We start from the raw sequence: 18,823 nt of genomic DNA, 5'->3' as shown, positions 1-18,823 counted from the left end.
CCTAAACGGTCATCTGACGCAGCTGGGGGCGTTTCGACACGGCCGACTCGTCGAGCCCGACTGCCAACTGGGCGACGGTCGGATTGCGGAAGACCGTCGTGACCTTCACGTCGACGTTGAGTTCGTTGCGGATGCGGCCGATCAGCCGGGTGGCCAGCAGCGAATGCCCGCCGTGGCTGAAGAAGTCGACGTCGATACCGATCTCGTCCACGTCGAGAAGCTCGGCGAACAACCGGCAGAGGACTTCCTCCCTGTGATTGCGTGGGCCCCGCCCGGTCGCGGCTTCGGCGTGGTCGGGCGCGGGGAGCGCGGCGCGGTCGAGTTTCCCGCTCGGTGTCGTCGGGAGTGCGGCGATCGGCACGATCGCCGAGGGAACCATGTACTCCGGCAGCTGCTCCCGGAGCAGGCCCGTCAGGGCCTCCACTTCCAGGCCTGCCGGGTCCGTCCCGGCGCCGGGCACCACGTAGGCGACCAGCCGCTGGTCCCCGGCCCGGTCCTCGCGGACCACGGCGGCCGCGTGGTCGACGTCGGGGTGCGCGGTCAACGACGCTTCCACCTCGGCCAGTTCGACCCGGAACCCGCGGATCTTGACCTGGAAGTCGGAGCGGCCGATGTATTCGACCTGTCCGTCGTCGTTCCAGCGCACCAGGTCCCCGGTGCGGTACATGCGGGTTCCGGGTCTGCCGTAGGGGCAGGCGACGAAGCGCTGGGCGGTCAGGGCGGTCTGGCCGAGATAGCCCCGGGCCAGGCCGGTGCCGGCGAGGTACAGCTCGCCTGCGACTCCGGGTGCGACCGGGCGCAGGGCCGCGTCGAGGACGTAGACCTGGGTGTTCCAGACCGGTGTGCCGATGGGCACGGTGTCCGCGCCCGGCACGTGCTGCCATCCGGTGACCTCGACGGCAGCCTCGGTGGGGCCGTAGAGGTTGTGCACGCCGCAGCCGGGCAGCAGGCCGACTGTCTTGTTGGCCAGTGCGGCCGGGAACGCCTCACCCGCGACCTCGATCCAGCGCAGGCTCGTGCACTCCTTCGCGGCGGGCTCGGCGACGAACGCCTCCAGCAGGGAGGGCACGAAGTCCGCGCCGCTCACCCGCTCCCGACGGACCAGTTCGGCGAGGTAGGCCGGATCGCGGCGCCCGTCCGCACGGGCAACCACCACGGCCGCGCCCACCTGGAGCGGGGCGAACAGTTCGGGCACCGACACGTCGAAGCTCGCCGAGGTGCTCAGCAGCACCCGGTCCTCGGCTCCGACGTCGAAGTGGGCCAGGCCCCACGCCAGCCGGTTCATGATCGACCGGTGCGACACCTGCACGCCCTTGGGGCCGCCGGTGGAGCCGGAGGTGTAGATGACGTACGCCGCGTTGTCCGGCGCTGGCACGCGCACCGGGTTGGTGCGCGGATAGCCGGTCACGTCCGGGAGTTCTTCGTCGAGGAGCAGCAACGGCCGTGCACTGTCCAGGAGTTGGCGTACCCGGTCCTCGGGGAGGTCGGGGTCCACCGGCAGATAGGCCGCGCCCGCCTTGACCACCGCGTAGATGGCCACCATCAGGTCCACCGACCGTGGGACCCGCACCGCGACGACCCGCTCGGGGCCCGCGCCCTGCTCCACCAACCAGTGCACGAGTTGGTTGGCACGTTGGTTGAACTCGCCGTAGGTCAGCCGCTCATGCTCGCCGATCACCGCGACCCGCTCGGGATCGCGCTCCACCTGTGCCTCGAACGCCTCCGGCAGCGTCGTCTCGGCCACCGGATGTGCCGTGTCGTTGACGTCCCGGAGCAGCCGGTCCCGCTCCCCCGCCGACACCACCTCGATGGCACCGACCGGTGCCGTCGGGGCGGCGAGCACCTGTTCCAGCACTCGGACGAGCCGGGCGGCGATCGTCCCGGCGGCGTCACGGTCGTAGAGGTTGTTCCGGTAGTCGAGGGAGAGCCGCAGGTAGGGGTCGGAGGCGTTGAGGGTGAGCGGGTAGTGCGAGCCGGCGAAGGGGCGGATGCCGTCGATCGTGAACCCCGCTGAGGTGTTCGCTTCGACGATGCCCGCGCGGTCGATCGGGTAGGACTGGAAGACGACGATCGTGTCGAAGAGGGCGGGCATCCCGACGCCGCGCTGGATGTCGGCCAGCCCGTAGTAGGTGTGGTCCAGCAGTGCGGTCTGCCGCTCCTGGAGTTCGGTGATGACGTCGGCCACGCTGTGGTCCGGTCGGCAACGCACCCTGATCGGCAGGGTGTTGATGAACAGCCCGACCATCTCGTCGGAGCCGATCAGGCCCGGCGGGCGGCCGTTGACGGCGGCCCCGAACACGACGTCCTGCTGTCCGGTCAGCTTCGAGAGCAGAATCGCCCAAGCGCCCTGGAGGAGTGTGTTCAGCGTGACGCCGAGTTCCGCGGCGCGCCGGGCGAGTTCGCGTCCCTGGTCGATCGACAGCGGTACCTCGACCCGCCCGACCGCGGACGCCGTCTCCTTGAGGGGCGTGTTCGGGGCCACCAGGGTCGGCTGTTCGAATCCGGCGAGTTCGGCGGCCCACCGGGCGGCCGACACCTCCCGGTCCTGCGCGGACAGCCAGGCCAGGTAGTCGCCGTAGCCCCGGACGGGGGGAAGTCCCTCGGTGCCTGCGTACAGCCGGATGAGATCCGTGATGACCGACGGGGAGGACCAGCCGTCGAACAGGGCGTGATGGGCCGTGATGACGAGTTTCGACCGCTGCGGCCCGACGGTGATCAGGGCCAGGCGGATCAACGGAGGCCTGGTGGGGTCGAGTTGGTCGGCCCGGTCCTCGGCGAGGAACCCGTCGAGCGCCGCGTCCGGATCGGTTTCACCGTGGCCGGTCAGGTCGATGTGCCGCCAGGGCAGGGTGACGTGTTCGGCCACGACCTGCACCGGATCGCCGCCGGCTCCGGTGAGGAACGCGGAGCGCAGGTTGGGGTACCGGTCGAGCAGGGCCTGTCCGGCGGCCCGCATGCGCGCGGGGTCCACGTGCCCGGACAGATGCAGCACGAACTGCATGTGGTAGACGTCGAAGGAGCCGTCGGCGAGCGCGGCCTGGAACAGGATCCCGAACTGGCCCGGGGCCTGCGGCCACACCTCGACCAGTGGGCCGTAGCGCGCCTCCCAGGCCTCGATCTCGTCCTGCCGTACGGGGACGAGCGGGGCGTCCGAGGGTGTCAGTCCGCCGATCTGCGGCTGTACCGCGTACGCGGCCATGCCGTGCAGCAACTCGACCCACAGCGCGGCCAGTTCGGAGGTCCGCTCACGGGACAGCACCCCGGTGGGGAACATGAAGGCCGCCTGGAGGCGGGGGCCGTCGGCGGTGTCCGTGATGGCCGCTCCGACCTCCAACGCGGAGAGCGCCGGCAGGTCCGGGTCGGGTGCCGGGAACAGCTCGGCCGACCAGGAGGCCGGTCCCCATCCGTTTGCGCGCAGGTGTTCGGGCACGTCGGTGTCGGAGATCCGGCCCAGGTAGTTGAACCCGATCTGGGGGGCCGGCAGGTCGGCGAGCTGTACGGCGGTCTCGGGGTTGAGGTGGCGCAGCAGTCCGTACCCGACGCCCTTGTCCGGGATCCCGCGCAGCTGCTCCTTGACGAGCTTGACGGCCTGCGCGACCGCGGGGCCGCCGGTCACTACGTCGGCCGGGTCCAGCCCGCCGACGTCGATCCGGGCCGGGTACATGCTGGTGAACCACCCGATGGTCCGGGAGAGATCGGCACCGGGGACGACATCCTCCTCGCGGCCGTGTCCCTCCAGCCGGATCAGCGTCGGGCGGTCGGCACCACGCCACCGGGCGACCGCGAGGGCGAGGGCGGCGAGCAGCACGTCGGTCCCTGTGCCCTTGAACGCCGCTGGAAGCCTGGTCAGTACCGCTTCGGTGACGTCGACGGGCAGGTGCACCCGCACGCTGTCGACTGTGGACATCACGTCCACGGCGGGGTCGATCGCCCGCATGCCCAGCGGGGGGTCGGAGGCCTCCAACAGGTCGCGCCAGTAAGGCAGTTCGGCCTCGCGCCGGGGGGAGAGCGCCTCGTTCTCCAGTGCCGCCGCCCAGCGGCGGGCCGAGGTGCCTACGGCGGCCAGCTCGGGGGTCCCGCCGGACCGGATCTGCTGCCAGGCTTCGGCGAGGTCCGACATGAGGATCCGCCAGGAGACACCGTCCACCACGAGGTGGTGCAGCACCACCAGCAGTCTGCCCGGGCCCGTGGCCGGGGTGAACCGGACGAAGGCCGCCATGGTCCCGGCTTCCGGGGCGAGTCGCCCGACGGCGTCGTCCAGTTCCGCCTGCGCCTTCGCCAGCGAGGACGGCTCGTCCCATCGGCCGTCGCAGAGGACTTCGTGGATCAGGTCCGCCGCCCGTACGGTACCTCGCGGCCGGACGACGAGGGAGGGCTCGGCGCCGCGCACCAGTTGGGCGCGCAGCAGGTCGTGCCGGTCGAACACGGCGTCCAGGGTGCTGGCAACGCCGTCCGCGTCGATGCCGGCGGGGAGTTCCAGCGCCATCGACATGGCGAACCGGTCCGTCCCGCCGCCGTGTTGGAACACCTGCCGGGCCACCGGTTGCAGCGGCATCCGTCCGATGCCGCCGTCCTCGTCCTCGGCGAGCGCCGGCAGCCGTTCCCGGCGGGCGGAGGCGACCTCGGCCAGCCGGGTCGCCGTACGGCACTCGAAGATCTCCCGCGTGGTGAGGTGCAGGCCCAGGGCACGGGCGCGGGCGACCACCTGGATCGACCGCAGGCTGTCCCCGCCCACCGCGAAGAAGTCGTCTTCGGCACCGACCCGGTCCACGCCGAGCACGTCCGCGTACGCGGCGGTCACTATCTTCTCGGCCTCGGTGCGCGGCTCCCGATAGGTCTCGCGCAGGAACTCCGGTTCAGGAAGGGCCGAGCGGTCCAACTTGCCGGTGGGCCCGAGGGGCAGCCGGCCGAGGACCACGAAGGCCGAGGGCACCATGTAGTCGGGCAGGCGGGCCGCGACGAACCTGCGCAGTTCAGCGGCGGAGGCACCGGACTGCACGTCCACGTCGCCGATACCGCCGGCGCCGTCGTCGCCCACGGCTCCTTCGCCGGTGTGCACCACGTAGGCGACGAGCCGCCGTCCGCCCGAGGGCACCTCCCGGCTGATCACCACCGCCTGGCTGATCCCGGGGTGCGCCAGGCAGGCCGCCTCGACCTCGGCGGTCTCGATGCGGAAGCCGCGCACCTTCACCTGGCCGTCGGCCCTGCCGACGCACTCCAGTTGACCCTGCGCGTTCCAGCGGGCCAGGTCGCCCGTGCGGTACATCCGCTCACCGGCGGGGCCGAACGGGTCGGCCACGTACCGCTCGGCGGTCAGGCCCTGGCGGCCGTGGTAACCGCGGCCCAGGCAGCTCCCCGCCACGAACAGTTCACCGACCACCCCCTGCGGCACAGGGGCGAGTCCCGGGCCCAGCACGTAGGCCCGCATGTTCGCCAGCGGGGTGCCGATCGGCGCGACCTCGCCGGCCGCCCATTCCTCGGACGCCGGGAGGGAGAACGCGGTGGCGTAGAAGCTCTCGCTCTGCCCATAGCCGTTGACGATCCGCACACCGGGCAGCGACTCGCGTACCTGCCGCACCAGTTGGGCCGGGAGCACGTCACCGGCGAAGACGACCGCACGCACACCGGTCGTCCTCTCCAAGTGGCCGACCAGTTCCCCGAACACCGAAGGGACCGCGCTGATCACCTGACCGTCCCAGGTGTCGCGCTCGCCGAGCACCAGCGTGTTCGGCACCACCTCGACCGTGCCGCCGGTGGACAGGGCGGTCAGCAGCTCGAAGACCGAGACGTCGAAGTTCACCGAGGTGCCGGCCAGCATCCGCCACCCGGGCCGCGCGTCCAGTACGCGGGCCAGCTCCCGTACTCCGTTGACGACGTTACGGTGGGTGATCGTCGCGCCCTTCGGCGTGCCGGTCGAGCCGGAGGTGTACATCACGTACGCCAGGTTGTCCGGAGCGGCCGGCGAGAACCGGGCCGTGTCGTCGGGCGTTTCCGGGAGCGAGTCCCAGTCCGCGCGCCCGTCGAGCTGGACGGCCGAGATGCCGTCCCGCGACAGTTCCTGCCATGTCCCGGTGTCGGTGACCGCGAAACGCGGCGCCGCTTCGGACAGCACGCTCTGCGCCCGCCCGCCGGCGTGGAGCGGGTCCATCGGCAGATATCCGGCACCGGACTTGAGGATCCCGAGCAGGCCAACCACCAGGTCCTCGGTACGCGGCAGGGCCAGCACCACAAGATCCTCCGGCCCGGCACCCCGCCGGATCAGCTCCCGAGCGACGCTGTTCGCCCGCTTGTCGAGCTGCCGGTAAGTCAGTGTCCGGTCCTCGCAGACGACCGCCGGGGCGTCCGGCGTCCTGGCCGCCTGGCTCTCGAACAGTTCCGGGACCGTGGCATCGGACACCGCGGTCGCGTTGTCGTTGAACTCCGTGAGCAGCCGGTGCCGCTCGGCCACGTCGAGCACGTCGATACCGCCGATCCCGCGTCCCGGGTCGGCCACGAGCCGGCCCAGCACGCGGACGAAGCGGTGCGCGAGGTCTTCGGCGGTGTCCCGGTCGAACAGGTCGGTGGCGTACTCCAGATGGCCGCCCGCCCCGCCCGAGGCGTTGGGCACCATGTTGAAGAACAGGTCGAACTTGGCCGTTCCGGTTTCGAGGGCTTCGGCCTCGACGTCGAGGCCGGGGAGTTGCAGTGCCCCGAGGGGTTCCTGCCAGGCGAGCATCACCTGGAAGAAGGGGTGATAGGCCGTGGAGCGGTCCGGGTTGAGCAGTTCCACCAGCCGCTCGAACGGCATGTCCTGATTGTCGTAGGCGGCGAGGGCCCGGTCCCGTACCCGGCCCAGGAGTTCGAGGAAGGCCGGGTTCCCGGAGAGGTCGACGCGCAGGACCCAGGTGTTGGCGAAGAACCCGACGAGGTCGCGGAGTTCCTCGTCGGTGCGGCCCGCGATCGGCGCGCCTAGGGGCACGTCGTCACCGCAGCCGAGGTGGTGCAGCAGCACCGCCAGCGCCGCGTGCATGATCATCGAGACGGTGGTGTCCTGTTCGGCGGCCAACCTCTCCACGGCGCCGAGGAGTTCGGGGTCGACCGACAGCTCGACCAGGTCACCGCGGTGGCTCATCGTCCTCGGGCGCGGGCGGTCCGTCGGCATGGCCAGCGGCTGGGCGAGATCGGCCAAGTTCTCTCGCCAGTAGGCCAGTTGCGCGGCCGCCAGGCTGTCCGGATCGGATTCGTCGCCGAGTACGTCCCGCTGCCACAGCGTGTAGTCCGCGTACTGCACCGGGAGCGGTTCCCACGCCGGGGTCCGGCCGTCCCTGCGGGCCGCGTAGGCCGTGGTGAGGTCGCGCAACAGCACCCCGAGGGACTCCCCGTCCATCGCGATGTGGTGCACCACCAGCACCAGAGTGTGGTCGCGCGGTCCGCACCTCACGAGCCTGGCCCGGATCGGTACGTCGCCGGCCAGGTCGAAGGGCCGCGCGGCCAGTTCGTGGACGGTCGCGGCCCGTTCCTCCGCCGGAACCTCGACGACCGGCAGCCCGAACGGCCTCTCGTCGTCCGTCAGCACCTGCTGGTGCGGAACGCCCTCGTCGTCCTCGACGATCACCGTTCGGAGGATCTCGTGCCGGTCGACCACATCGCGGAACGCCGACTCCAGCGCGCCCACGCCCAGTTCACCGGTCAGCCGCAGGCCGAAGGCGGCGTTGTAGGTCGGGGACGGACCCTCGAACCGGTCCACGAACCACAGTCGGCGCTGCGCGAACGACAACGGGATCATTCTCTGTCTCCAAATCGGCAGAACCAGCAGGGAGTCGTCCGCCACTCAGCTCTGATCGAGCACTGCCAAGAGCTGGTCGTTGTAGAAGTCGTCGAACGAACACGCGCCCGACAGCGTCGAGAAGTACCGGTCGACCAGCTCCTGATGACCGGCCAGGCTCCGCAGCATCTCCGCCCTCCCCTCGGGCTTCAGCTCGGCCACGTTGAGCGCGCCCTGGTAGAAGTTGAGGAAGACGTCGGTCAGTTCGTTCTCGTAGCGCTTCAGCGCCGTCTTGAGCGCGGCGTCGTCGTACAGTCCGTCGCCGATGTGGTCGGTGAGCGACTGGGCCTGGATGAAGGCGTCGGTGATACCGCGAGCGGTGATGGAGTCCTTGTGGTGCACGGCGTCACCGAGCAGCACCCAACCGGGGCCGTAAGCCTTGCGGAAGTAGTTCTCCTGATGTCCGGTGCCGTACAGCTGCTCCACGCGGCGGCCCGCCGCCATCCGCTCGTACAACTCGGGGACCGTCGTGCGGACGGCTTCGAGGAAGGCGGGTTCCACCGCGGTGCGGACCCGGGCGAACTCGCCCTGCGGGAAGTAGCACATGATCAGCTTGAGGTCGTCGTTAGTAGGGATGACACCGACCCAGCGCCCCGGCCGCTCGTACAGCTCGAAGTGCGCGGGAACCCCGGCCCAGTAGGTGTAGTAGGTACAGGTCATCCGGGGGTGCTCAACAACGTTCTGGGCACCGGTCTTGCGGGCCACCAGTGATCGCATGCCGTCGGCGCCGACGACCAGCCGCGCCCGTTCCGTCGTCTCGGCGCCGCCGGGGGTCGTGTACCGAACTCCTACGACCCGGTCGTCCTCGACCAGCAGGTCGTTGACCGCGCAGCCCTCCCGGAACTCCGCTCCGGAGGCGACGGCGCCGGCCGCGAGGATCGGGTCGAGAACGTATCGCCTCGGCGCGTACGTGGTCCGGTGGCCGTCGACCGGCAGGGAGAAGCCGTCCAGCCGGACACCGGGCGCCTCGTAGCTCTGGTGGTCGATCGGCTGACAGCCCGCGGCGCGCAGTTCGTCGAGGAGTCCCCACCGGTCGAGCAGCGCGACGCCCGGCTGGTGGATGTAGTGCGAGGACAGCGTGTCCTGAGGGAACCGCGCCTTCTCCAGGAGCAGCACTCGATAACCCTGCCGAGCGAACAGCATGGCCGCCGGCGAACCCGCACAACGGGCACCTATGACAACTACGTCGTACATGGCCCTCTCTTACTATCGGGTGACCGTGCCCTGGGATTCGATGTACGCGGAGATCGACGCCACCGTCGGATTGATAAACAACTGATCCATCGGAACTTCGACGCCCAGTTCCTCGATGAGAGCACCTTGGATTTTGGCCATGATGACGGAATGGCCGCCCAGGGTGAAGAAGTTGTCATCCATCGATATGTCGTCGCTCTGGAGTTCCCGGCACCAGATGGCGAGCACCCCGTCGGCAATCATCACAGTCCTTTCGTTCTTCATCAAGGTTCGTCGGCTATCCCGATGCGGCACTGTCGGCGTACTGCTTCCGGAATGTGTCGACGAGAGCCGCGCGGTCCGCTTTCCCGTGCGGGCTCAACGGAATCATGGGGATATTGATGACTCTGGCCGGAACCATGTTCCGCGGCAGCGTCTCCAGGAGGCGGGTGCGCACGTCGGTCTCGTCGAGCCGCTCATCCGCCGGGACGACGAACGCGATCAACTCGGCCTCGCCGGAGTCCGTGTACCGGATCACCACGGCGGCCTGCCGGACCCCGGCCAGTCGGCCGAGCGCGCGCTCGATGTCGGTGGGATCGATGCGCATGCCGCGCACCTTCACCTGCGCGTCCATCCGGCCGGCGACGACCAGGTCACCGGCCTCGGTCACCCGGCCTCGGTCGCCCGTGCGATAGAGCCGGCGCGGCAAGCCGTCGACCATCACGGTGGTGAACCGCTCGGACTCGGGGCCGGTGACTCCCAGGTAGCCTGCGCCGACGCTGGTGCCGGAGATGCAGATCTCGCCGTACTCCCCCGCCCCGACGCCCTGCATCCGCTCGTCGAGGACGTGGATGTCGGTGTTGTGGACGGGTCTGCCGACGGGTGCGATGTCGTGTTCGCCGGGCCGGTGGCCGGCGAGGTCGTACGACGAGGCGACGTCCGTGCACTCGGCGACGCCGTACTGGTGCAGGAGGGTGCACCTGTTTCCCTCGCGTCGGGCCCAGTCCGCGATCCGTTCGACGTGTAGCGGTTCCCCGCCGAACAGTACGTAGTCCAGCCCTGTGAGTGCCTCGCCGCCGCGTGCGGTCTCCCAGTCCACCAACAGGTAGAGCGTGCTCGAAGCGCAGTGCACAGTACGTATCTGGTGCTGGGTCAGCATGCGATAGGCCATCGCGGCGTCGAAGTTGCGGCTCGCCATCAAGTACTGGGTGGCGCCGCAGAACAGCGGTGTCATCAGGCTGCGTTGGGAGAGGTCGAAGCCGAACGCGCTGACGACCAGGTTGTGCGAGCCGCTGTGCAGGCCGTATTCGAGCACCAGCCAGTTGAGCAGGTTGTACCAGCCCTCGTGCCGTATTGCTGTGAGCTTCGGGGTACCGGTCGAGCCGGACGTGAAGACCGCATAGCACAGGTCGTCCCCGGCGACCGGGACGTCGGGACCGGTCACCGGGAGACCTTCGAGTTCGCCGGAGAGGTCGTCCGGGGTGACGACGTCGACGGCCGCGGACTCCACCAATGCGGCCGTTGTCGGGGAGGCCACCATCAGGGCGAGGTCGGGGATCTGCCCGAGCAGCAGCTTGAGGCGGGCCGTCGGGTAGGTGGGGTCGAACGGTATGTAGGCCGCGCCCGCCTTCAGGGCGCCGAGGACGGTGACGACCATGTCGATCGAGTAGTCGAGGCAGATGCCGACCTTGGCACCTCGGCCGTGTCCACGCGCGATGAGGAAGTGCGCGAACCGATTGGCCTTCGCGTCCAGCTCCGCGTAGGTCACTCGCTGTCCGGCACAGACGACGGCAACAGCGTCGGGGGTCGTTTGCGCGTGCGCCTCGAACTGCTTGTGGACGACGGGCGTCGAGGGCAGGTCAACCCGTTTTCCCTGGAGGATCATCTACTGACTCCGATGTGGCGGGGGTCCGATCGGGCGAGCCGCCGACGCACCACAGGGAACGCGGCTTGTCCGGCACCTCTGGGCGGTGTGCTTTCTAGGCGGTGTGCCGATCGGCGGCGTCGAGCACCTGGGTCACCCACTTGTCGACGGGCAGACCGTGCGCGGCAGCCACTTTCGAGTAGTAGTCCAGTTGGCCGTCGGACAGTTCGATGGTGAGCGTGGTGGCCTTCCGCCGACCCTTGTCCGCGCCCGCCGGCTCCGGCAGCTGGGATGTCTCTTGCTCGTCGTCGCCACTGCTCGGGGGGATGTCGATCTGGTGACCCTGCTCGGCCAGGCCGGCGCGAACCTCTCTGCGGAGTTCGTTGCGCGACCACTTCTCCTGTTCGGCTTTGCGCAGCCAGTAGTCCTGCTCCGGTGGCGACAAGCGGGTCACCTCGGCGTGGTGGGCAAAGCTGAGGCTGTCCCGCCTGCGGTGGTGCTCGAACCGCCGAGCCACCCACGCGTAGTTGCGCAAGGTCTGGTAGTCGAGCCCTGTTCTCTCGATTGCCTCCCGGTAGCGCCGCAACCCGTAGGTGGTCTCACCGAAGATCAACCAGTCGGCGAGCCACCAGGCCGTGGAGTTCGTAAGTTCGCGCAGGCTGGCCCCGATCCGCTCCCAGGACTGCTGCGACAGGTCCCGCGGGAAGATCACTCCCGATTTCTGCACCTTTGCCTGGTTCCCGACAAAGGGCAGAACCACATCGTTCCGCGTGGCCTCACCAGTGGTTCCCACCGGTCCGGTCTCGTGACTGCTCGCGGTCCTCACAGGACGCCCCCCACAATCTTCGTCTCCCGACCAGAGCGTTCGTCTGCGTACACATCGAACTCTCGGTACATGTGGGGCACGGACAACGTGATCCACTCCTCCGAGGATTCCGGCCGGCGCTCAGTCCGCCGCCATGGCCTCCCGCAGGCTCCTCGGGCGCAGGTCGGTCCAGTTCTGCTCGACGTATTCCAGGCACTCGGCCCTGCCCGCCTCGCCGAAGACCACCCGCCAGCCTCCGGGTACCTCGGTGAATACCGGCCAAAGGGAGTGCTGGTCCTCGTCGTTGACCACGACGTAGAAGCGGCCGTTCTCGTCGTCGAAGGGGTTCGTGCTCACTGCCACCGTCCTTAACGGTCACGGGGTGACTCGGGATGGGAAAACGGGGTGACTTGAGATGGGAAATCGCCAGGGCCGGACGGGGTCGCCGATCGGCGTTGTCCCGTCGACGGGACACCCGGCATCCGCGGACACCCTGGATCGCTGATGCCACGGTAGGGGACCGTAGGACGCGACCGTCAATGCCGCAAGAGCAGCAGAATCGCTGAACTCCTGGGCGTCCGTCCGAGCATGTGTCCCATTAGAGTTCTGTGCCACCATGACCCAGCCAGTAACCCGTGAATAAGTCTGCTCGAATTCGGGTTCAGCCAATATCCTCGCCGCCTAGGCAATCGAGAGCGCGCGCAGTCGATTACATGACGACAGAAAGCTCATCGACGAACCTGCGACTGGTGATCAATGGTCTTGAAGTCAGAATCCGAGTACGCATCCGAGTACGGGTATGAAACAGAACCCGACGACGACACACGACGGCTGCTGCTGCGCCACATGCTGGTGGCGCGCGGCATCGACGAGGAAGCCCGTCGGCTCCAGAAACAGGGCGCGCTCGACCTCTGGCCGTCCTGCCAGGGGCAGGAGGCCGCACAGGTGGGTTCCGCGCTCGCCGTGGGCCCGGACCCGACCGTCGTTCCCAGTTACCGCGAGCACGCGGTCGCTCTCCTTCGTGGCGTGACTCCGGAGGAGTTGTTCTCCCAGTGGGCCGGCCGCACGTTCTGCGGATGGGACCCGTACCGGCTGCGGTTCTTCCCCTACACGATGGTCCTGGCCACACAGACACTGCACGCGGTCGGCTACTCGATCGGACAACGGCTGCAGGGACGCGAGGACTTCGTCGTCGTGTACATAGGCGACGGCGCAACCAGTGAGGGCGACATGTCGGAGGCGATGAACCTCGCCGCCGTGGAGTCGGCGTCCGTGCTGTTCGTCTGCCAGAACAACGGGTGGGCCATCTCGAAACCGGCCGAGGAGCAGATGCGCACCTCGGTGGCCGAGCGCGCCCGGGGTTTCGGGATCGAGTCCGTGCGGGTCCCGGGCAGCGACCCGGAGACCGTCTTCTCGGCCTGCTCCCGGGCGGCCGCCCATATTCGTGGGGAGCGGGCACCGTATCTGGTCGAGATCCAGGTGGGGCGCATCCAGGGTCACACGACGTCTGATGCCCAGGAGCTGTACCGCAGCGCCGACGACATCGCGCGGACCCGGGCCGCGGACCCGGTGACCGCGTACGCGGCCCGGCTGAGCGGTCTGGGCCTGGTGGACACGGCGTGGTTCGACGCCGTCGACGCGGAAGTGCGGGAGTCGGGCGAGCGGTTGACGAAGGAGTACGTGGGATGAGCACTGTGCGGTCCGTCGGCCTGGCGGAGTCGATCAACTCGACACTCGCCGACCTGCTCGAACAGGATCCGAGGCTGCTGCTGCTCGGCGAGGACATCGGCCGCCTGGGCGGCGTGTTCCGGGTTACCCGCGGTCTCAGGGAACGGTTCGGCGCGGACCGGGTGCGCGACTCGCTGCTGGCCGAGTCCACCATCGTGGGCCAGGCCGTCGGCATGGCGATGAGCGGGCTGGTGCCGGTGTGCGAGATCCAGTTCGACGGGTTCACCTATCCCGCGGTGAACCAGTTGGTGACCCAGGCGGCTCGGATCGGCGTCCGGTGGAACGGTCAGGTCAGCCCCAGTCTGGTGGTGCGGATCCCGACCGCCGGCGGGTTCCGGGGCATCGAGCACCACAGCGAGTCCAACGAGGCGCTCTTCGCGCGTGCCCCCGGGATCTCGGTGGCGTGTCCCTCCACGGGCGAGGACGCCGACCAAGTCCTGCGGTACGCGGTCACGCTCGGCTCACCCGTGGTGATGTACGAGCCCATCCGCCTGTACTGGCGGCGGGACACACCCGTGCGGGACCCCGAGCCTGCGAGGTCGCCGACCGCGGCCCGGGTCGTACGGCGTGGCGCGGACCTGACGATCGCCACGTACGGCGCGATCACCCACGAGGTGCTGGAGGCGGCGCACCACCTCGGCCCCGATGTCGACGTCGAGGTGGTGGATCTGCGCTGGGTGGCCCCGCTCGACATGGACACGGTCCTGAGGTCCGTCGCCCGCACCGGGCGGCTGCTGATCGTGCACGAGGGGGCCAAGGACGTCGGCATCGGTGCGGAGATCGCCGCGTCGGTGGCCGAGCGCGGCTTCGACGCGCTCCGGAGCCCGGTCCACCGGCTGGCGCCCGAGCGTCGTGCCCAGCCCCCGGCGAACTTCGAGAAGGACTACATGATCGGTGTGCAGGAGATCAAGGACGAGGTGCTGGTGATGACGAAGTGAGCGACTCCCCCGTGGACATGTGTGTTCCCGGCTTCGGGCACGGCCTCGGTGAGGCCCTGCTGATCGAGTGGGTCGCCGGTGTCGGCGACCGGGTCGAGCGGGGAGACGTCGTCGCGGTCGTCGAGACCGACAAGGCCAGCACGGAGATCGTGGCGGAGCGCGACGGACGGGTCACGGCCCACTCCGCGACGGCCGGCACGATCCTCAAGTCCGGTGACGTGCTGTACCAGTTGGCGGCCGACCAGCCTCCCCTCACCCCACGATCCACAGATCCCGTCACGTGAACGGAGAAGGCACATGAGCGACATCGAAAGCCGTATCGCGGACGCCATGCTGGCCAAACTGCGCGAGCGCGACCCGTCGTTGGGCCGCGACGACCTCGCCCGGCCGGTCGCCGACCTCGACCTCGACTCCCTCGACCTGGTCGAGTTGCACCAACAGCTGGAGCGCGAGCTCCAGGTCAAGGGCGACCTGAGGGAGACCGCGGGCTTCGCCTTCCTGAGTGACTTCAGCACCTATTTCGTTAAGCTGGCGAGCCAGGGATGAGCGCGGGCATCGTCGACATCGCCACCGCGAAACCGGGCCGGAGGATCGACAACGACCACTTCGCGTCGATCGGTCTCACGGACGACTGGATCCGACGCCGCAGCGGCATCGCGGCGCGCTCCTGGCTGCCGGACGGGACCCCGCTCACGGAGGTGGCGGCGGAGGCCTGCGCGCCGATCGTGACCAGGATGGACGGCCCCGCCTCGATCGACGCCCTGGTCGTCGTCAGCACCTCGGGACAGCAGCGCATCCCGGGCATCGCGCAGAAGGTGGCACAACTCGCCGGACTGGGGCCCTCGGTGCTGGCCTTCGACATGAACGCGGCCTGCTGCGGCTTCGTCTACGGTCTGGTCACCGGGCTCTCGCTCTGCGACGTCGGACAGGCGCGATCGGTCCTGGTCTGCTCGGTGGAGGCCATGTCCCGGATGGTCGACCGCACGGACCGGCAGACGGCGTGCATCTTCGGCGACGGCTCTGCGGCCGTCCTGCTGGAGCACCGCGCGGAGTTCTCGGGCTTCCGCCAGGTCGCCGGCTGTGACGGCTCTCAGGAGGCGCTCATGCGGGAGACGGACGCGGGCGGCATCCATCTGGACGGGATGCAGGTGTACGACCGCGCCGTGCGCCGCATGTCGGAGTCGGCGCAGTACCTCTTCGACCACGGCCCCGCACCGACCGTCCTGGTCGGTCACCAGGCGAACGGCCGCATCCTGGAACAGATCCGCGGCTTCACCACCCATCTCGGCGTGCCCTTCGTGAACCGGATCGAGAACTCCGGGAACACGTCGTCCGCCTCGATCCCGCTGGCGTTCGCCGAGGAACTGGACGCCGGTTCCCTCCCCGCCGCGGGACGGCTCGGGGCCGTGGCCTACGGCGCCGGTGAGGCGTGGGGCGGTGTCTCGGTGGACTACCGGGTACCGGCCGTCACGGCCCCCTGACCGCGCCTGAATCCGCGAACGCGCTCGATCACCGGAGGTTGTCATCTACTCACCGCAAGCCTGGGTCCTGCGCTCCGGTGCGCTCGCCGGCCCTCACGACGGCGGAGCCGCCGACGCGCTGCAATGCGAGCGCTTCACCTTCGGCCCGCTGGACGAGGGTGAGGCACTGGTGGAGCCGATCATCGGCTCCTGGGAGGCGAACATGGATCACGCGCTGACCCGTTCGCCGATCGACGTGTGCAGCAGTCGAGGTGAGGACGCAGTGGTCCTCGGCAACCTGGGCGTGGTGCGCGTCCTCAAGGTGAACGCGGGGCAGGACGTCCAGGTCCGGGAAGGGGACCTGTGTCTGCTCATGCCGTTCGGGAGGCTCGACCGCTTCGAGTACGCCGAACTCGCCTACGCCTACGACTGTCCCGGCACCATCGGCCTGCTGGCCGAGCGGACCAAGTTGGACGTACGGCTGCTCCTGCGGCTCCCGGACGACACGGCGTACTCGCTAACCCAATGGGCCGCATACGGGCGGTACTTCACTGCCTGGGACAACTGGCAGAAGGCGTACGGGTGTTGGCGGACGCAGGTGGCCGACGACGATCCGGCGAACCACCTGGTGTTCGGGTGGGGCGGCGGCGTGGCCTTCGCCGAGTTGATGCTGGCCAAACGGGCCGGGTTCCGCGTGGCGATGGCGGCGGGTTCGGACGAGCGTGTCGCCTTCCTGAGAGAGAACGGCATCACCCCGGTGGATCGCCGCCGCTTCCCCGACCTCTCGCTGCCCACCCGGCGGGAACGGACGGACCGGGACCGGCACCAGCGGCGCCGGACGTCGGTCGCGGACTTCCTGAACGTCGTCAAGAACCTCAGCGACGGCTACGGGGTTGCGATCTTCGTGGACAACATCGGCGAGCCTCTGTACGACGTCACCCTGAGTGCCCTGGCCCGCGAAGGGGTCGTCGCCACGTGCGGCTGGAAGGCGGGGATGCGTCTCTCGCATCTGCGGGGAGCCGAATCCATTGCTCGGCACATCCATGTGAACACGCACGTGTGGCGACTGCCGGACTCGCCGGGAATCCGTGACTTCATGGAGGCCGAGGGATGGATAGCGCCGGAGGGATCGGACGTGGTCTACGACTTCGACCGGGTGCCCGAGCTGGCCGACGACTACGCGAACGGCAGGATCGGGTCGTACTTCCCGATGTACCGCGTGAACCCGCTCTGACCGGCCCGAACAAACGAACAGAGGCACGCCCGACGGTACGCGCGAACGCCGTGACCGACCGGCTCAGGAGTCGAAGAGGCTGAGCCGGTCCAGGACCGGGCGGCCCGAGGGAACGGCCACGCCGGACAGCTTCCAGCCCACTGGGACCCGCCTCGTCCACTGGGGCACGCTCCGGGCACCGAGACGAGCACAGCATCTCCGCCGGCATCGTGAACCCGTCAGTTCAGGCGATCCCTCACCTCTCCTGGGCGGGGCCGAACCATGTCGCGAGGGCGGTCCGGAGCGCTGAGATGTCGGGTGCGTCGCCGACGGCGGTCGCCCAGGCGACATGGCCGTCGGGGCGGATGAGGAGCGCGGCGGGAGGGGGGATCTCCCCGACGACAGGGACGGGCCAGCTGTCGTCTTCGCTCCGCGCCTCCACGAGGTCGACGCGATCGGCCCAGCCGTCAGTGACCGCCGCCGCTTCGGCGCTGCCGCGCAGGTCGAGCAGCACGGGACGGGCAGCGTGCAGCAGCTCGTAGACCCACGTGTCGCCGTCAGACGTCTTGAGATCGACGTCGGGGACTCGACGGCCCACCAGCGGATGGTCGCCGTCGGCCGGGTACCGGATGTGCAGTCCGGTGATCATGCCGCCCAGAAACTGGTTGACATCGTCGAACTCAAGGAGCGAGCCGAACACATCGCGCAGCGCGTCCGTCTCAGCGCCGGGGCGGACCAGAGCCGCCTGTGCCCGGGTGTTGTGCAGAACGCGCTCCGCGACGGGGTGGCGCTCGACGTGGTAACTGTCCAGCAGGCTCTCCGACGCCTGGCCACGCACCACCAGGGCGAGCTTCCAGCCAAGGTTGACCGCGTCCTGCACTCCCACGTTCAGCCCTTGCCCGCCGGCCGGGTAGTGGATGTGGGCCGCATCGCCCGCAAGCAGCACTCGGCCTTCCCGGTACCGGGAAGCCTGCCGTGCGGCGTCGCCGAACCGTGAGATCCACTTGGGGTTGTGCATGCCGAAGTCCGTGCCCGCGAGCCTGACCAGCGATTCCCGGAGCTGCTCGAACGTCGCGGGTTCGTCGCGATCCGCGACGTGGTCGTACTCGGATGTGAACACCCGGTGCCAGCCCGGCTCCAAGGCGATCGCCGAGAAGTGGCCACCCGTACAGCGCCGCATGAAGATGTACTCCTCGGGCAGATCGGGGAGTTCGACGTCGCCGAGCAGCGCGGTCATCGTCGCCGGAGTACCGGGGAAGTCGATGCCTGACAGCTTGCGCACCGTGCTGCGCCCTCCGTCACAGCCCACGAGGTAATGGGCGCGCAGCGTCGCAGGCGCCGCCTCCGCCGTACGCAGTTCGACCTCTACGACGGCCTCGTCCTGGCGGATCCCACTCACCTCGGACGACCAGCGCACGCGCACACCGAGTTCGGCGGCCCACTCCTCCAACAGCCGCTCGATAGCGGACTGAGGGAGCATCAGTGGGTGGGGGTATCTGGACTCGAATCCGTCGAGATCCAGCCAGAGCCCGGAGAAGTGAGCCACCGGCGTCAGTTCGCCGACCGCCAGGAAACGGTCCAGGACCCCTCGCTGATCCAGTACCTCCAGGGTGCGGGAATGTATCCCGCCGGCTCGCGACTCGCCGGTCCGCTCTGCGAGCCGCTCGACCACCATCACGTCGACACCCGCCAGCCGCAGCTCACAGGCGAGCATCAAGCCCGTCGGCCCGGCGCCGGCGATCACCACGTCCGCGTCCATGCCGGCGTGTCCCACGTCGTTTCCCCCTCGGTCAACTGCGCCTCTGACGTCGTTGAATCACCTCCACGTTCACGGAAGC

At 69.2% G+C, this 18,823-nt stretch carries 13 protein-coding genes; 6 read left to right on the top strand and 7 right to left on the bottom strand.

All coding sequences use genetic code 11. The annotated features are described in order from the left end of the window. Position 1 precedes the first annotated feature (1 nt). The 6 genes from OG223_RS47060 to OG223_RS47035 all read right to left on the bottom strand — a co-directional run bounded on the left by OG223_RS47060 (position 2) and on the right by OG223_RS47035 (position 12,003). Positions 2 to 7,765, bottom strand: a complete 7,764-nt coding sequence (locus OG223_RS47060) for a non-ribosomal peptide synthetase (RefSeq protein ID WP_329263150.1) — start codon at positions 7,763 to 7,765, stop codon at positions 2 to 4. A 45-nt stretch (positions 7,766 to 7,810) separates the two neighbouring features. Then, the gene (locus OG223_RS47055; RefSeq protein ID WP_329263147.1) at positions 7,811 to 8,998 is read right to left on the bottom strand and encodes an NAD(P)/FAD-dependent oxidoreductase; all 1,188 of its coding nucleotides are present in this window, start codon (positions 8,996 to 8,998) and stop codon (positions 7,811 to 7,813) included. Positions 8,999 to 9,010: 12 nt separating this feature from the next. Next, entirely contained in the window at positions 9,011 to 9,241 is a 231-nt protein-coding gene (locus tag OG223_RS47050; protein ID WP_329263145.1) for an acyl carrier protein, read from the bottom strand. Between the two features lie 34 nt (positions 9,242 to 9,275). Beyond that, entirely contained in the window at positions 9,276 to 10,862 is a 1,587-nt protein-coding gene (locus OG223_RS47045; RefSeq protein WP_329263143.1) for an amino acid adenylation domain-containing protein, read from the bottom strand. 94 nt (positions 10,863 to 10,956) lie between these two features. Then, positions 10,957 to 11,634 (bottom strand): LmbU family transcriptional regulator, encoded by a 678-nt coding sequence (locus OG223_RS47040; protein WP_329263141.1) that lies wholly within the window; start codon positions 11,632 to 11,634, stop codon positions 10,957 to 10,959. 153 nt (positions 11,635 to 11,787) lie between these two features. Then, positions 11,788 to 12,003: an MbtH family protein gene (locus OG223_RS47035; protein ID WP_329263138.1), complete on the bottom strand. Its 216-nt coding sequence runs from the start codon at positions 12,001 to 12,003 to the stop codon at positions 11,788 to 11,790. Between the two features lie 405 nt (positions 12,004 to 12,408). On the opposite strand from OG223_RS47035, the gene OG223_RS47030 reads away from it, so the two are divergent. The 6 genes from OG223_RS47030 to OG223_RS47005 all read left to right on the top strand — a co-directional run bounded on the left by OG223_RS47030 (position 12,409) and on the right by OG223_RS47005 (position 17,006). After that, positions 12,409 to 13,335, top strand: coding sequence for a thiamine pyrophosphate-dependent dehydrogenase E1 component subunit alpha (locus tag OG223_RS47030; RefSeq protein WP_329263135.1), 927 nt, complete (start codon positions 12,409 to 12,411; stop codon positions 13,333 to 13,335). After that, positions 13,332 to 14,312, top strand: a complete 981-nt coding sequence (locus tag OG223_RS47025) for an alpha-ketoacid dehydrogenase subunit beta (protein ID WP_329263132.1) — start codon at positions 13,332 to 13,334, stop codon at positions 14,310 to 14,312. Before OG223_RS47030 ends, OG223_RS47025 begins: the two co-directional genes overlap by 4 nt. Further along, on the top strand, positions 14,309 to 14,596 hold the full coding sequence (locus tag OG223_RS47020) for a lipoyl domain-containing protein (protein ID WP_329263131.1): 288 nt from the start codon (positions 14,309 to 14,311) through the stop codon (positions 14,594 to 14,596). The genes OG223_RS47025 and OG223_RS47020 overlap by 4 nt, the downstream gene beginning before the upstream one ends. Positions 14,597 to 14,609: 13 nt before the next feature. After that, on the top strand, positions 14,610 to 14,858 hold the full coding sequence (locus tag OG223_RS47015) for a phosphopantetheine-binding protein (protein WP_329263128.1): 249 nt from the start codon (positions 14,610 to 14,612) through the stop codon (positions 14,856 to 14,858). Continuing rightward, positions 14,855 to 15,793 carry a ketoacyl-ACP synthase III gene (locus OG223_RS47010; RefSeq protein WP_329263123.1) on the top strand — a complete coding sequence of 313 codons (939 nt, stop codon included), beginning with the start codon at positions 14,855 to 14,857 and terminating at the stop codon, positions 15,791 to 15,793. Before OG223_RS47015 ends, OG223_RS47010 begins: the two co-directional genes overlap by 4 nt. 169 nt (positions 15,794 to 15,962) lie before the next feature. After that, a complete protein-coding gene (locus tag OG223_RS47005) occupies positions 15,963 to 17,006 on the top strand; it encodes a zinc-binding alcohol dehydrogenase family protein (RefSeq protein ID WP_329263121.1) in 1,044 nt (347 codons plus the stop codon). Positions 17,007 to 17,241: 235 nt separating this feature from the next. On the opposite strand, the gene OG223_RS47000 is transcribed toward OG223_RS47005, so the two are convergent. Next, positions 17,242 to 18,759: an FAD-dependent monooxygenase gene (locus OG223_RS47000; protein WP_329263118.1), complete on the bottom strand. Its 1,518-nt coding sequence runs from the start codon at positions 18,757 to 18,759 to the stop codon at positions 17,242 to 17,244. Positions 18,760 to 18,823 lie beyond the last annotated feature (64 nt).

The sequence above is a fragment of the Streptomyces sp. NBC_01478 genome (assembly GCF_036227225.1).
Classification (GTDB): domain Bacteria; phylum Actinomycetota; class Actinomycetes; order Streptomycetales; family Streptomycetaceae; genus Streptomyces.
The sequence above is the reverse complement of the archived record's forward strand: the minus strand, read 5'-3'. Positions and strand labels throughout refer to the sequence as shown.

Coding starts and splice junctions, on each gene's coding strand:
- OG223_RS47060 (WP_329263150.1), bottom strand. CDS start 7,765: ATGATCCCGTTGTCGTTCGCGCAGCGCCGACTGTGGTTCGTGGACCGG.
- OG223_RS47055 (WP_329263147.1), bottom strand. CDS start 8,998: ATGTACGACGTAGTTGTCATAGGTGCCCGTTGTGCGGGTTCGCCGGCG.
- OG223_RS47050 (WP_329263145.1), bottom strand. CDS start 9,241: ATGATTGCCGACGGGGTGCTCGCCATCTGGTGCCGGGAACTCCAGAGC.
- OG223_RS47045 (WP_329263143.1), bottom strand. CDS start 10,862: ATGATCCTCCAGGGAAAACGGGTTGACCTGCCCTCGACGCCCGTCGTC.
- OG223_RS47025 (WP_329263132.1), top strand. CDS start 13,332: ATGAGCACTGTGCGGTCCGTCGGCCTGGCGGAGTCGATCAACTCGACA.
- OG223_RS47015 (WP_329263128.1), top strand. CDS start 14,610: ATGAGCGACATCGAAAGCCGTATCGCGGACGCCATGCTGGCCAAACTG.
- OG223_RS47010 (WP_329263123.1), top strand. CDS start 14,855: ATGAGCGCGGGCATCGTCGACATCGCCACCGCGAAACCGGGCCGGAGG.